Below are 13,737 nucleotides of genomic sequence, written 5' to 3'. Positions count from 1 at the left end.
CGCCACAAGGGACCTCACCACAAAGTTCATTCCACAGATTTACAGCGCTCGGTGGGCATCAGTCATTCGTGCTGCGAAGCCGCCATCCACCGGCTCCGATGCCTTGTTCAGCCTGCCAGGCAGGCGGCGAAGCCCTGGTTCAGCGCCGCACGATCCAGGTCGCGGCCGATGAACACGATCTTGCTCGAGCGGGGCTCCGTGCCCCACGCGGTCGACGCCCGGAATTCCACCAGGCTGTGCACGCCTTGCAGCACGTAGCGTTGGTCTTCGTTGGCCACCGCCAGCACGCCTTTCATGCGGTACAGGTTGTCGGCCTGGGATGAGCGCAGTTCGCTGATCCAGCGGTGGAACGCCATCAGATCGACCGCGCCGTTGACGGCGATACCCACTGATGACACGCTCGGGTCGTGTTGGTGATCCTGCTCTTCGATGGTGTGCTCATGGTGATGGTCGTGGTGATCGTGATGCTCAGGTTCAGCGCCGATTTCCATAAGCTTCTGCGTGCATTCGAAAGCGCCGATGCCGAGGATCTTCGTCAGGTCGATTTGCGCGTGGGTGGACGTCACCAGATCCGCCGTGGCATTCAATCCACGGATCTTGCCGCGCAAGGCTTCGACTTCTTCAGCGCTGACCAGGTCGACCTTGTTGATGACGATGCGGTCGGCACAGACAATCTGATCGACCGCCTGATTGTCGACGCCGTCCAGTTGCAGATCTTCCAGGTGCTGGGCGATGTGCTTGGCGTCGACCATGGTCACGATGGCGTCGAGTTCGACTTCATCGGCAATTGGGTCATTGATGAAAAAGCTCTGCGCCACCGGGTACGGATCGGCCAGACCGCTGGTCTCGATCAGGATGTGGTCGAGCCGCACCGGGCGCGCCACCAGTTCGCGGACGATGCGCACCAGATCCTCGCGAACCTCGGCGGTGCAGCACACGCAGCCATTGACCATCTCGTAGATTTCTTCGGTTTCCGAACTCAGCACCAGATCGCCGTCGATGCCGACTTCACCAAATTCGTTTTCGATCACGGCGATCTTGCGGCCGTGGTTTTCCTTGAGGATGTAATTGAGCAAGGTGGTTTTGCCGGCACCGAGGAACCCGGTGAGGATGGTTACCGGGATTTTGGTGTTCGGGGTTGGGGCGTTGAATGGGGTGTTCATATGAAGCTCCTTTGATTGACCTGTGTGGCGAGGGGATTTATCCCCGTTGGGTCGCGAAGCGGCCCCAAACCTGTAACCGCGATGAACCAGGCACACCGCGTAAGATGGTTTCACGACTGCTGCGCAGCCGATCGGGGATAAATCCCCTCACCACAAGGATTCGGTTCTACAGTTGTTTCTGTGTTTTCTCTCCAGCGTGTGGCGGTGCCTGCATCGAGGCCGAACAGGTCGAGCACGCGGCCAAGGCTGTGGTCGACCATTTGCGCGAGGTTGTCGGGACGGGCATAGAAGGCCGGTACCGGCGGGGCGATGATTCCGCCCATCTCGGTGACGGCGGTCATGTTGCGCAGGTGCGCGAGGGTTAGCGGCGTTTCGCGGGCCATCAGCACCAGCGTGCGGCGCTCCTTGAGGGTGACGTCGGCGGCGCGGCCGATCAGCCCTGATGAAGTGCCGGTAGCAATCTCCGCTAATGTGCGCATCGAACACGGCGCAACGACCATCCCCAGGCAGCGAAACGAACCGCTGGCAATCCCGGCGGCGACGTCATCGGCGCGGTGGTAGTGGCTGGCCAGCGCAGTAACGTCGGCCAGTTTGTAGTCGGTTTCGTGGGCCATGGTCAGCAGCGCCGCGCGGCTGATGATCAGGTGGCTTTCGATGTCCAGTTCGGCGAGCAATTGCAGGAGGCGCACGCCGTAGATAAAGCCGGACGCGCCGCTGATGCCGACCACCATCCGTTGCCGAATCACGATTCCAGCCCCTTGAGCAATTGCCGCGCGCGTTCGAGTACGTCCTGATCGAGCTGCGCCTTGATCCCGTCGAACCCGGAACCGCGTGTTGCATCCAGCCCCATCCGCGAGGTGGTGCCATTGACCGAGGACGATGGGTCGAGCGGGCTGCCGGGCAAGCCATCGATGGTGAAAATGTCCAGATGCGGCTGGAAGTGCGTGGCCAGCGCCCACAGCACCTGGCTGTCGTCGCTGATGTCGATATCACTGTCCACCGCAATCACGGTTTTCAGATACGGGTCCCAGCCGAGCAGGGCCAGCATGATCTGCCGCGCCTCGCCGTCGCGGCTCTGATCCAGCGCCACGTAGCAGTGAAAATGCGTGCCGGAGTTCGGATAGTGCACGGCGGTGACGGCGGGGAAACGTGCCCTGAGCTTCTCGCTCATCTCCGCTTCCCGCGGCAGGCGCGCAAGCGTCAGATGCTCGGCGTAACGACCGCCCATCACGTCAACCAGCCAGGCATCCTTGCGGCGAAGGAGGGTGTCGACGCGCAGCACATTGTTGGTCGAGCGATCCGAGGAGTAACCACTGAATTCCCCGAACGGGCCTTCCTCGGCGTAGGCCGCCGGATCAATGGCGCCTTCCAGCACAAACTCGGCATACGCCGGCACACCAATGCCATAGCGCGGGGTCTTCACCAGCTCCAGCGGCGCACCGAACAAACCGCCAGCCACCGCGCGTTCATCACTGCCATAGGGCAGGCGCGCCGCAGCGGCGAGCATGAACAATGGATGCGCGCCGACCACCATCGCCACGCGCAGTTCTTCGCCGCGTTCGCGAGCGGTTTGCAGCATCCGCCACAGGTGCCCGCGTGAGTGCAGACTGGTGGCGAGGGCCTGGCGGGCATGGCGCATCGAGCGGTGGTAACTCATGTTGGCGATGCCGGTCACCGGGTCCTCGGCAATGATGATTGCGTTGGTGATGTACGGCCCGCGATCACTGTCGAAATGCTTGAGCATCGGCAGCAATGCCAGGTCCAGCGCCTCGCCTTCGAAGACTTCATCGAGGATCGGGCCGGTCTCTACATAGCGCGGCGGGATTGGCTGGTTGGCGCGGGTCTGGAAGGTTTCGTGCAGTTGCGCAGGGGTTACGCCGAACAACCGGGCGATGCGGGTGCGGGAGGCGAACAGGTTGGTCGCGACCGGCACACCGAGGCTGCCGACGTTTTCGCAGATCAGCAGTGGATCGCGGCCTTGGGCGGCGAGGGCGTCGACCAGGGCGGTAACGTCCTGATCGGCAGAAATCGGATGGGTGATGGTCAGCACATCGTCCGGGTACTCGCGGCGATAGGCATCGATGAATACGTGAAAATCCTGAGAATCGCCGAGCGTCGAACGGGTCATGGTTTCACCTCGTAAAAAGCAGGCACGCAGGGGTGAGAGGGCGTTCGATCGACAAGCCGTTGGCCTGCCGGTCGAGCGAACGCCGGGTCATCTTCGTGCCTGTAAAGTCGCTGTGTGCTCTGTGCGCGGATCCCCTGTGGCGAGGGCCTTTGTGGCGAGGGGATTTATCCCCGATCGGCTGCGAAGCAGTCGTAAAACCAGTCAACGCGGTTTGCCTGATACAACGCGGTGGCAGGTTTTGGGGCCGCTGCGCAGCCCATCGGGGATAAATCCCCTCACCACAGAAAACTCCATTTCCACACTAAGGTTTGCGTAAAGTCAGAGGTACGTCGTGGTCAGCCGAATGTCGGCCTCGACCAGATCCTTGGGCGGTGGCGTCGGTTCGATCCCGCACAACCGGGCAATGTTGTTGCCCAGGTAGTCTTCCAGATGATCCTCATCGATCCCCAGACCCTGCGGCGCTGGCGAGCACAGCACCTCCAGTTCACGCAGCCACATGCCCGGTTCGTTCGGCGGTGAATCAGTGCCGAACACAATCTTGTTGCGCGGCAGTTCCTTGGCGAACTCGACGATCCGTGACTGGAAGCACCAACCCGATTCGCAGTACACGTTCGGCGTGTCCATCGCCATCCAGAACGCTTCGAACGAGTAGTTGCCGCCGGTCTGAATACCGAAGTGGCCGATGATGAAATTGACCATCGGGAACTCGCGGATGATCGGGTAAAACATCGTCGGAATCGTGTACGGGCCATCGCCCGTGTGGATCAACACCACGATGTTGTATTTGGCACAAACCTTCATCGCCGGACGCAGCCAGTCCAGCGCCCGGTCCGGGCGATAGCCGTGCATGTTGGCGTGCAGCTTGAGCATCTTGAAACCGTATTCCTTGATATGGAATTCCAGCTCCGCCGCACCGTTTTCCGGCCCCCAGCGCGGGTTGAAGTTGAAGTTGCCGATGAAGCGGTCCGGGTACTTCATGCACAGTTCGGCGATGTACGACATATAGTCGCGCACGCCCTCACGGCCACGGCGGTTGCCGTCGCGATAACCGGTGTTGCCCGGTGGCGGCTGGATGAAACCCATGTCGATGCGGCGAGGTTTGCCGTTGATCATGTACGGGCCGTCCATCAACTTGAGCATGCGCTCGCCAGTGAACGGTTCGCCGGTGTGGCGCCAGGCCTCGTCGACCAGGTTGGTGGGGTGCAGATGGGTGTCGATGATCATCGGTTCAGCTCCTGGCCAGTTGAGTGGTGACGGGGCGCTTGAGTTGCGCCTCTGCTTCGGAAACGGAACGCGGTGGCGGGGTTGGCTCAAGGCCGATCATCCGCGCGGTGTTGTTGCCCAGGTACTCTTCGAGGGTGTCTTCGTCGAGGTTGAGGCCCTGCGGCGGCTCATGACACAGCACTTCGAGCAAGCGCAGCCACATGCCCGGTTCGTTCGGCGGGGTGTCGGTGCCGAAGAGGATTTTGTGCGTCGGCAGGACCTTGGCGAATTCGACGATCCGCGATTGCAGGCACCAGCCCGACTCGCAGTAGACGTTGGGTAATTCCATCGCCCATTGCATCGGTTCGAACACATAGACGCCACCGGTCTGCACGCCGAAGTGGGCCATGATGAAATCGACGTTGGGAAACTCCTTGATCATCGGCACCCATTCCGACGGGATGCTGTACGGTCCGTCGCCAGTGTGCAGCTTGACCGGGATGCCCAGCTCGGCGCATTTCTCGAAGCAGGGGCGCACCCAGTCCAGCGCACGGTCCGGGCGATAGGCGTGCATGTTGGCCTGCATCTGGACCATCTTGAAGCCGTGTTCCTTGACGTAGCGCTCGATTGCCTCGACGCCGTTTTCCACGCCGCAGCGCGGGTTATAGACGAAGCAGCCGATGAACCGGTCCGGGTAGGTCTGGACCATTTTCAGGGTGTAGGCCATGTAGGCGTCGATGGATTCACGGCCGGTCAGGTCGCCGTCGGTCCAGGTGTAGATGGTGTTGCCCTGCGGCGGTTGAATGAAGGCTTTGTCGATGCGGCGAGGCTTGCCGTTGACCATGTAGGGGCCATCCATCATCTCCAGCAGACGCTCGCCGGTGAACGGGTCACCGTCATGCCTCCAGGCGAGGTCCACCAGATCGGTGGGATAGCAACTGATATCGATGATCATTGAAGTCGATCTCCTGATAGCGGGGAAGGGAGCCTTGCGGCTCTCGGCAACCACGTCCCGGGCAATCGGCCATTTCTATGCGCAAGACACGCGCATTCCCTCGCCTGGTCGCATCCGGCCCGGGTGGGTGGCTGCTGAGGGCGAGTATTGGGAGGAGGGGTTGGGTTCGTACAATATTAATTGGGCGCGGTGGTGATACTTGAACGATATGGTTTTGGTTTTTGCTTCTGTAGAGACTGCACCGGCGCTATCGCGAGCAGGCTCACTCCTACAGGGGAACGCATTCCAACTGTAGGAGTGAGCCTGCTCGCGATAGCGTCAAGTTTGTGTACGCAAGGCCAACTCTTTAATCACCTCAACCACCGGCGCCACGCGCTCAGCCTGCCCGTGTGGCCACACGGCGTAGAGGTTGTAGTGCGCCGCAATCTGCGCCTCGTTCAGCGCCACCAACCGTCCGCTGCGCAATGCATCGGCGGCCAGTAATCCACGCACCAGTCCCGCGCCGACGCCAGCCTCGGCGGCGGCAATCAGATTTGCCGCGTTATCAAAAATCACCCGTGCCGTGGGTTCGGCCGGTGTCATCCCGGCAGCATCCAGCCAGGGAATCCACGAGCGCCGCGTATACCCCAGCAACGGTAACTCAAGCACTTGCGCCGGACTCAATGGCAACTGCAAACCATGCCGTTCCAGCAACTCAGGCGAAGCCACCGCCATCACCCGGTCGCCACAGATTTGCGTCATCTCACAGTCGTCCCAATCGCCATATCCGTAACGCAACGCCAGATCGACCCGTTCAAACGTGCTGCGATCACTGCGCGGCATCGACAGCAGCGTCACCTCGTAATCCGGCAGGCCATCGAGCAACTGGGGCAGGCGGGGATTGAGCCAGCTCTGCGCCAGTTCACTGTCGACATCCAGCGTCAACCGCTGCGCCACGCTGCGGTTTTTTACCGAGGACAACGCCCGATCAATCTGCGCCAGCCCGTCCGATAACACGCTGGCAAACAACTGCCCGGCGTCCGTCAGGTTGCTGCCGCCACCTTCACGCACGAACAACGGCTGGCCGATGAAATCTTCCAGCGCACGGATCTGCTGGCTGATCGCGCTATGAGTCAAATCGAGTTTGCGCGCAGCGCTGGAAAAACTGCCGCTGCGCGCCGCGTGAATAAACGCGCTCATGGACTGCACCGACGGGTATCGCTTGTACATGTTGTTAGTCCTGCTTACACCGGTTGGCAGAAATCGTCGCTGGCCGGGGATTGCCGTGGCTTCCAATAATCGGTGACCAGGCCCGCACAAAGACGGGCCGCTCTCTTGGAGCCTGACAATGATTACATTCACGGTTAACGGCGAACGACGCGAGCTGGATGAGGCGTCCCCCTCCATGCCCTTGTTATGGGTCTTGCGTGATCAGTTGAAACTCACCGGCACCAAATTCGGTTGTGGCATGGGCCTGTGCGGTGCCTGCACCGTGCATCTGGACGGTGTAGCCGTGCGTTCCTGCCAGTTGCCGCTGGCCGCCGTCGCGGGCCATAGCATCACCACCATCGAAGGCTTGTCGCCGACGCAAAACCATCCATTGCAACTGGCCTGGGTCGCCGAAGATGTGCCGCAATGCGGCTACTGTCAATCGGGGCAGATCATGTCGGCGGCGGCGTTGCTCAACACTGGCGCGGCAGTCACTGATGATTCGATCCGCAACGCCATGTCCGGCAACATCTGCCGCTGCGGCACCTACGGGCGCATCAACAAAGCCATCAAACGCGCGGCGAATACGCCGAAGGAGGCTTGATGAGCCTTCTCGATGATAGCTGTGCCGAGCTGCCGCGCCGGGTGTTTCTCAAACAAGCGGTCACGGTCGCGTCAGGTCTGGCGATTGCCCTGTATCTGCCGAGCGGCATGGCGACAGACCCGAAGGCCCCGGCCCCGGCCAGCGAATTCGAGCCCAATGCCTGGGTGCGCGTTTTGCCCGATGGCACGGTGAAACTGGTGGTGCACAAGCACGATTCCGGCACCGGTACGCATACCGCGCTAGCCGCCTGTGTGGCCGAGGAACTCGATGTCAATCCGATGACCGTGCAGGTGATCACCCCGGAAGATCCGTTCTTCGAAACCTACATTCATCCGATCTGGAAAGTCTTCTCCACGGGCGGCAGCACCAGCGTTTCGCTGGAGTACGACCGCTTGCGTATGGCCGGTGCCACGGCGCGGGCGTTGCTGATCACGGCGGCGGCCAGGCAGTGGAAAGTCAGCCCCGAGAGTTGTTCCACCGAGGAAGGTCGGGTCGTTCATCCAACGAGCAAACGCAGCCTGGGTTACGGCGAACTCGTCGGCGTGGCGGCGCATCTGCCGGCACCCGACAAGGTCACGCTGAAGGATCCGTCGCAGTTCAAGTACATCGGCAAATTACGCCATAAACGAGACGCGGCGGCCAAGGTCTGCGGGCAGTTCAAGTACAGCATCGACGTGCAGTTGCCGGGGATGCTGGTGGCGGTGATCCAGCGTGCGCCGGTTGTGGGCGCGAAAGTGCTCAGCGTGGGCTCGGCGGCAACGTTACGGGTGCCCGGCGTGCGCAAAGTGATCGCGATTCCCGGCCGGCCCGATGTGCTTGGCGGCAATCTGGAAGGTGTCGCGGTGTTGGCCGATACGTACTGGTCGGCGCAAGAGGGGCGAAAGCTACTGGAGATTCAGTGGAGCGATTCGGTGCTGTCCGGGTTCGACAGCGACCAGTTGTTCAGCGCCCAGGCCAAAGCCATCGGCGATCCGCAAGCGCAAGTCGTCAACGCCATGACTCAAGGCGATGTCGCCGGGCAATGGGCGGGCGCAGCGCAACTGCTCGAAGCCGATTACACCATGCCCTACAAGGTGCAAAACCCGCTGGAACCGATCTGCATCACCGCACAAGTGAAAGACAAGGCCATCACCTATTGGGGCGGCGTGCAGGTGCCGTCCTCGGCGCTGGAAGCGGCGCGAACCGTGTGTGGGATCGACAAGGCCAACGTGACCATCCATGAGTTGGTCTCTGGCGGCAGTTTTGGTGCGCGGGAGGCCAAATACTGGTTGTTCGAAGTGGCCTATCTGGCGCAGAAAACCGCTGTGCCGGTGAAGCTGCTCAACAGCCGCGAAGACGAAATGCACGCGCTGTTCTATCACCCGGCAACGCTGAACCGGATCAAAGGTGCACTGGACGCTCAGGGGAAACTCACCGCACTGCAATTGCACGCGGTGTCGCCTGCTTCGCCCGAGCAGTGGGAACCGGGTTACTTCCAGCGCCCGGATCACATGGATTACAGCACCACCGAAGCCATCACAGCGTGGGACTTCGCCTACCGTCCACCGCATCTGCAACTGAATTGGGTCAAGCACGAAAGCAACGTGCCCAGCGGTTGGTATCGCTCGGTGAGTTTCATTCCCAACGTGTTCGCCGTGGAAAGCTTCATGGACGAACTGGCCCACGCGGCCGGTGCCGATCCGCTGGCATTCCGCCTGGTCAACATGCAGGAGCGGCCGCGCCATGTAGCGGTGCTCAAGCAGGCCGCCGAGCGCGCCGGATGGGGCCAACCATTGCCGCCGGGCACGGCCCTGGGGATCGCGACCAATCAGGGTTACACCAGTTTTATCGCAGTGGTAGCGCGAGTTACGACGGTCGATGGTAAGGCCCGGGTCGAGAAACTCACCTGCGTGGTCGACTGTGGCTTGGCCGTGTCGCCGGGCGGTGTCGAGGAACAGATCTACGGCGGCCTGATGTGGGGCTTGGGCCATGCGTTGTTTGACAAGCTTGATATCAAACAGGGCAGGGTGGTGCAGAGCAACTTCCATGATTATCGCGTGGCGCGCATGTCTGACATGCCGGCCACCGACATCGTTGCGCTAGACGGTGAGCCGAGTAAACCCGGCGGCGTTGGTGAACTGGGCAGCCCGTCCGTGGTGCCGGCTATCGCCAATGCGCTGTTCGCACTGACCGGCGTGCGGCAGCGCTCGACACCGTTGAGTCTGGGGTAAACGGCCATGGATCTGCGTCTGCTGCGGTATTTCATGGCCCTGGCCGATGAACTGCATTTCGGCCGTGCCGCCGAGCGGCTGCACATCTGTCAGCCGCCGTTGAGCCAACAGATTCGTCTGCTGGAAGAGGAACTCGGCACGCCACTGTTCGAACGCAGTCATCATCGCGTCGAGCTGACCGCAGCGGGGCAGATGCTCAAGGAGCAGGCGCCGCTGGTGTTCGAACAACTTGAACGCGCCCTGGACCTGACCCGGCAGACCGGGCGCGGGCAGCTCGGTGAGCTGGAAATCGGCATGATCAGTTCGGTGATGGTCGGCGTGCTGCCCAAGGCGCTGCATCTTTTTCGCGAACGCTATCCGCAAGTCACCTGGCGTTTGCATGAAATGACCCCGGCGGCGCAGGTCAAGGCATTGAAGGAAAAACGCATCGACGCCTGTGTGTTCCGCGTGGGCTATGACGACCCACAACTGCGCAATGAATTGCTGATCTATGAGCCTATCCATGTGGTGATGCCAGCGGATCATCCCTTGGCTGGCCGCAAAGTGTTGGCCCCGGCGGATCTGGCGCTGGAGCCGTTTGTGGCGCTGGAGTTGAAGCAGTCACGGTTTGCCAATTTCCTTTATCAGTGCTGCATTCAGGCCGGCTTCACGCCGCAGATCCGTCAGCAAGTGATCGAGGTGCAGACCCTGCTCAGCCTGGTGCGTGCGGGTTTTGGCGTGGCGCTGTTGCCAGCGTCCATCGAACAGTTGGCGCCGGCGGGGCTGGTGTTCCGCAACTTGACCCCGGCGTTGCCGGAAGTGCCGTTGTACGCCACCTATCGCGCGGACGATGCTTCGCCGGTGCTCAAGCTGTTTCTCGATACCTTGCGTGAATTGCGCGAAAACCCCTAAACCCCTGTAGGAGCTGCCGAAGGCTGCGATCTTTTGATCTTGTTTTTAAAAACCAAAGTCAAAAGATCGCAGCCTTCGGCAGCTCCTACAGGGGATGCGTGTCGTGCGAGTACAGGGGATGTGTGTCGTGCGAATACAGGGGATGTCTGTCGTGCGAATACAGGGGATGTCTGTCGTGCGAATACAGGGGATGTGTGTTGTGCAAAATAGCGGCGCACGATCACGGTGCCGTGCGGTCGTAACCTTCACATGGGCGTATCACTTGTGGAGATCCAATGAGCCAGGAAGTCCTGACCCGCGAAACCAATCGTCGTCAGTTACAGCAGATCATCGCCGGGCTGTCCGACGGTGTGATTTTGCTTGAACTTGATCAGAGCATCCTCTGGGCCAACGAAGCAGCGCTGGCCATGCACGGTGTCAGCCGGATTGGTGAGTTGGGCGTGAATGCCGACGAGTACGCCAAGCGCTTTAGTTTGCGCTATCGCAATAACCATCTGGTGCCGCCCGAGAGTTACCCGATCAGCCGTGTTGCGCGTTGCGAAGTCTTCAGCGACGTTTTGATCGAGGTGTTCGCGGTGGATGATCCGGAGCGTGTCTGGGTTCACAGCGTGCGCAGCATGGTGCTGACCGACCGCGAAGGGCAGCCGGAGTCGCTGGTGTTGATCATGAGCGACGTCACCGATTGGGCCAACGCTGAGCTGCGTTTCGAAAAAACCTTCAACGCCAACCCGGCACCGGCGGTGATCTGCCGTCTCAGCGACTTGCGTTACATCAAGGTCAATCCAGGGTTTCTGGAGATGACTGGCTATACCCGCGAACAAGTGATCGGCACTTCAGCCTATGAAATAGACATTTTCGAGCATGCCGAGAAAAGAGATCTGGCCATCCAGCGCCTGCGCGACGTCGCGACCATTCCGCAGATGCAGGCCGAGCTGCGCCTGCCTGACGGCAGCAGCAAGCAAGTGATTGTCGCCGGGCAACCCCTGTTGCTCAACGACGAGCAGTGCATGCTGTTTTCCTTCGTTGATGTGGAGCTGCGCCGCCGGGCTGAGGTGGCGCTGCGCCAGAGCGAGGAACGCTTCGCCACGGCTTTTCGACTGACCCCGGTGCCGATTCTGATTTGCACGGCCGACGAGCAGCAGATCATGGACGTCAATCAGGCTTTCCTCGATTCCTTGGCCTATACCAGTGATGACGTATTGGGCAAAACCGTGACGCAACTGGATTTCATCGCCGACGAGGGCGCCCGCAACCGTCTGCTGACGGCGCTGGCAAAAAGCGGTCGGGTAGACCGGGTAGATTTGCGCGTGCGCAAAAAGGATGCGGATATCCTGGAATGCGCAGTGTCCGCCGATACCGTCAACATCCACGACATACCGTGCTATTTGCTGGTGCTGATGGACATCACCGAGCGCAAACGCACCGAGCTTGAACTGGTGGCGGCGATTGAGGAGGTGATGAAAGACGCCTCTTGGTTCAGTCGTACGCTGATCGAAAAACTGGCGAATGTGAAGAACATCAATTCACCGCAACTGCCGAGCGTGTCGTTCACCGATCTGACGGCACGGGAACGTGATGTGCTTGGCCTGATCTGCGAAGGCCTGGCGGACAAGGAGATTGCGGCGCGGCTAAAACTGGCGCCGAACACTGTGCGTAATCATGTGGCGACGGTGTATTCCAAGCTCGATGTGCATAGCCGCAGTGAGGCGATCGTGTGGGCGCGGGAGCGTGGGCTGTTTTCCGGTGAGTGGCGCACCAAGGGGCAACGTTAGGTGCAAATGCACTAGTGGGCAGGGTGCAAATTGATGTGTTGGGGCGAGGACGCTTTTTTTAGTCTGTTGGGGTGCGGTACGAGCCTTTTCTGGCTTGGGATCGTGCCCCTTCGAAACGGATTAAGGAATGGCCTCAATGATGAATCTTGCGCAGTTGCGCGCCCAGCTTGAGCACAGTTTTGCGCCGCTGGCGTGTGAGTGTTCGGTGGATGGGGATCATTCGCTGACGGTGAAGCTTTATCACCCGGTGTCGGGGCAGGTGGATCTGGTGATCAGTGGGTTGAAGCTGAATGCCTTGCGTACGCCTGAGTCGGTGGCGGCTTTGATCGATGAATTGCGGTATGAATTGGAGAGTAATTCTTTGCGCTCTTCGCGGGATGCTGATTTGGCCTAGGCATGTGTGTGGGAGCTGGCTTGCCAGCGATGGCGGCCTCTGGGCCGACCATGTTCTTGGTGGTTTTGGGTGAATATCCGGTTTTTTGGTGATGGCGGATTGGGGTTCCGCCCTTACGGCGGGTCACTTTTGGCAAACGCCCCAAAAGTAACCAAAAGGTCTGTGCCCTGACGTCCGGCCCGCTCGCTAAAGCTCGGGGTTCCTTCGCTCCGGAATCCATCCGGGGCATCGATTCCGGTTTGCTTCGCTGCACCTCCTTTCGATGTCCTCCCCGGATGAATCCCTCCACTCAGCCTCCCGACGGGCCTTTAGATCAAGAGCTGCACTCGAGCTAACGCTCATTGTGTTGAGTGGTTAGAAGCGAGGGTGGTGGGGGGGTGTGTTTTTGCTTTTCTGTGGGAGCCAGCCTGCTGGCGATGGCGGCCTGACAGCCGACCTGTGTCTGTCAGGTGTACTCAAATCCTTGTGGGAGCTGGCTTGCCAGCGATGGCGGCCTCTGGGCTTGTGTACCCGGGTGCAACTGTGGGAGCTAGCCTGCTGGCGATAGCGGCCTGACAGCCGACCTGTATCTGCCAGGGGTGTACTCAATCCCTGTAGGAGCCAGCCTGCTGGCGATGAGGCCTGACAGCCAGCTAATTTCCAGCAGATGTACTCAATCCCTGTGGGAGTCTGGCTTGCCAGCGATGGCGGCTTCACCGGCGACGAGAGATTTGAGCCTTGATCTCTCGAACTCCAAAGCAAAATCGACAGCCAATGTCCCCGCATACCACCGGTTTACTGGCGCTCACGAAGGTCTCGTCTATAAAGAATGAGTGGTCAGGTTTTCCGTGGTCGGTTCGGTCGCGGAAGTTTGTCTCCCTTTTATCGCGGGTCGTCCTATGAACAGTCTTGGGAAACGCGTGTGTTCGCCGTTGTTGCTGGCTTTTGGTGTGGCGTTGTTGGCCGGTTGTGCCAGTCCGCCGCCGCCTCCACCCGTGGCGCCACCTCCGCCGCCGGAACGTACTTGTCAGGTCATCGAGAACACTGAGGTGGCGGGCGATGCTTATGTCGACGAGCAGGTGACTCGGCACATCACCACTACCCGTTGCGTCACTCAATAACGCCGGCGGGGCGCAGGTCTCGGCTGTTGCTGGCGGTGCACTTTGGCTGGCAGTTGCCCAAACTCGCAGGCTAACCCCTTACCCCTGTAGGAGCTGCCGAAGGCTGCGATCTTTTGATCTTTAACAGCA

General features: G+C 60.5%; 12 protein-coding genes. 6 read left to right on the top strand and 6 right to left on the bottom strand.

The window, feature by feature from the left end:
- Nucleotides 1-107 precede the first annotated feature (107 nt).
- The 6 genes from ICA15_RS08735 to ICA15_RS08710 all read right to left on the bottom strand — a co-directional run bounded on the left by ICA15_RS08735 (nucleotide 108) and on the right by ICA15_RS08710 (nucleotide 6,658).
- A complete protein-coding gene (locus tag ICA15_RS08735; protein WP_210553021.1) occupies nucleotides 108-1,163 on the bottom strand; it encodes a CobW family GTP-binding protein in 1,056 nt (351 codons plus the stop codon).
- A gap of 110 nt (nucleotides 1,164-1,273) precedes the next feature.
- Complete coding sequence (locus tag ICA15_RS08730) at nucleotides 1,274-1,894, bottom strand: UbiX family flavin prenyltransferase (RefSeq protein ID WP_215731295.1); 621 nt, start codon at nucleotides 1,892-1,894, stop codon at nucleotides 1,274-1,276.
- 11 nt (nucleotides 1,895-1,905) lie between these two features.
- Nucleotides 1,906-3,291 (bottom strand): UbiD family decarboxylase, encoded by a 1,386-nt coding sequence (locus ICA15_RS08725; RefSeq protein ID WP_210553019.1) that lies wholly within the window; start codon nucleotides 3,289-3,291, stop codon nucleotides 1,906-1,908.
- A gap of 318 nt (nucleotides 3,292-3,609) precedes the next feature.
- Entirely contained in the window at nucleotides 3,610-4,515 is a 906-nt protein-coding gene (locus ICA15_RS08720) for an amidohydrolase family protein (RefSeq protein WP_034152486.1), read from the bottom strand.
- A 4-nt stretch (nucleotides 4,516-4,519) separates the two neighbouring features.
- Nucleotides 4,520-5,449: an amidohydrolase family protein gene (locus tag ICA15_RS08715; protein ID WP_042559644.1), complete on the bottom strand. Its 930-nt coding sequence runs from the start codon at nucleotides 5,447-5,449 to the stop codon at nucleotides 4,520-4,522.
- 318 nt (nucleotides 5,450-5,767) lie between these two features.
- Nucleotides 5,768-6,658 (bottom strand): LysR substrate-binding domain-containing protein, encoded by an 891-nt coding sequence (locus ICA15_RS08710; RefSeq protein WP_210553018.1) that lies wholly within the window; start codon nucleotides 6,656-6,658, stop codon nucleotides 5,768-5,770.
- A 118-nt stretch (nucleotides 6,659-6,776) separates the two neighbouring features.
- Between ICA15_RS08710 and ICA15_RS08705 the strand changes: the two genes are divergently transcribed.
- From ICA15_RS08705 to ICA15_RS08680, 6 genes are all read left to right on the top strand, one after another.
- Nucleotides 6,777-7,241: a (2Fe-2S)-binding protein gene (locus ICA15_RS08705; protein ID WP_210553017.1), complete on the top strand. Its 465-nt coding sequence runs from the start codon at nucleotides 6,777-6,779 to the stop codon at nucleotides 7,239-7,241.
- Nucleotides 7,241-9,451: a xanthine dehydrogenase family protein molybdopterin-binding subunit gene (locus tag ICA15_RS08700; protein ID WP_210553016.1), complete on the top strand. Its 2,211-nt coding sequence runs from the start codon at nucleotides 7,241-7,243 to the stop codon at nucleotides 9,449-9,451. The genes ICA15_RS08705 and ICA15_RS08700 overlap by 1 nt, the downstream gene beginning before the upstream one ends.
- A 6-nt stretch (nucleotides 9,452-9,457) precedes the next feature.
- Complete coding sequence (locus ICA15_RS08695) at nucleotides 9,458-10,342, top strand: LysR substrate-binding domain-containing protein (protein ID WP_150602883.1); 885 nt, start codon at nucleotides 9,458-9,460, stop codon at nucleotides 10,340-10,342.
- Nucleotides 10,343-10,617: 275 nt separating this feature from the next.
- A complete protein-coding gene (locus tag ICA15_RS08690) occupies nucleotides 10,618-12,114 on the top strand; it encodes a helix-turn-helix transcriptional regulator (protein ID WP_210553015.1) in 1,497 nt (498 codons plus the stop codon).
- Nucleotides 12,115-12,250: 136 nt separating this feature from the next.
- Nucleotides 12,251-12,508 (top strand): DUF1652 domain-containing protein, encoded by a 258-nt coding sequence (locus ICA15_RS08685; RefSeq protein WP_150602881.1) that lies wholly within the window; start codon nucleotides 12,251-12,253, stop codon nucleotides 12,506-12,508.
- Between the two features lie 878 nt (nucleotides 12,509-13,386).
- Complete coding sequence (locus ICA15_RS08680; RefSeq protein ID WP_210553014.1) at nucleotides 13,387-13,608, top strand: hypothetical protein; 222 nt, start codon at nucleotides 13,387-13,389, stop codon at nucleotides 13,606-13,608.
- The last annotated feature ends 129 nt before the right edge of the window (nucleotides 13,609-13,737 follow it).

The sequence above is a fragment of the Pseudomonas sp. P116 genome, from assembly GCF_020149425.1.
GTDB lineage: Bacteria > Pseudomonadota > Gammaproteobacteria > Pseudomonadales > Pseudomonadaceae > Aquipseudomonas > Aquipseudomonas anatoliensis.
Note: the sequence above shows the minus strand (reverse complement) of the source record. Positions and strands in the feature narration are given on the sequence as shown.

Excerpts from the sequence above, each read along its gene's own strand:
- ICA15_RS08720 (WP_034152486.1), bottom strand. The coding sequence starts at position 4,515 with ATGATCATCGACACCCATCTGCACCCCACCAACCTGGTCGACGAGGCC.
- ICA15_RS08690 (WP_210553015.1), top strand. The coding sequence starts at position 10,618 with ATGAGCCAGGAAGTCCTGACCCGCGAAACCAATCGTCGTCAGTTACAG.
- ICA15_RS08680 (WP_210553014.1), top strand. The coding sequence starts at position 13,387 with ATGAACAGTCTTGGGAAACGCGTGTGTTCGCCGTTGTTGCTGGCTTTT.
- ICA15_RS08730 (WP_215731295.1), bottom strand. The coding sequence starts at position 1,894 with ATGGTGGTCGGCATCAGCGGCGCGTCCGGCTTTATCTACGGCGTGCGC.
- ICA15_RS08700 (WP_210553016.1), top strand. The coding sequence starts at position 7,241 with ATGAGCCTTCTCGATGATAGCTGTGCCGAGCTGCCGCGCCGGGTGTTT.
- ICA15_RS08715 (WP_042559644.1), bottom strand. The coding sequence starts at position 5,449 with ATGATCATCGATATCAGTTGCTATCCCACCGATCTGGTGGACCTCGCC.
- ICA15_RS08725 (WP_210553019.1), bottom strand. The coding sequence starts at position 3,291 with ATGACCCGTTCGACGCTCGGCGATTCTCAGGATTTTCACGTATTCATC.
- ICA15_RS08735 (WP_210553021.1), bottom strand. The coding sequence starts at position 1,163 with ATGAACACCCCATTCAACGCCCCAACCCCGAACACCAAAATCCCGGTA.
- ICA15_RS08710 (WP_210553018.1), bottom strand. The coding sequence starts at position 6,658 with ATGTACAAGCGATACCCGTCGGTGCAGTCCATGAGCGCGTTTATTCAC.
- ICA15_RS08705 (WP_210553017.1), top strand. The coding sequence starts at position 6,777 with ATGATTACATTCACGGTTAACGGCGAACGACGCGAGCTGGATGAGGCG.
- ICA15_RS08685 (WP_150602881.1), top strand. The coding sequence starts at position 12,251 with ATGATGAATCTTGCGCAGTTGCGCGCCCAGCTTGAGCACAGTTTTGCG.
- ICA15_RS08695 (WP_150602883.1), top strand. The coding sequence starts at position 9,458 with ATGGATCTGCGTCTGCTGCGGTATTTCATGGCCCTGGCCGATGAACTG.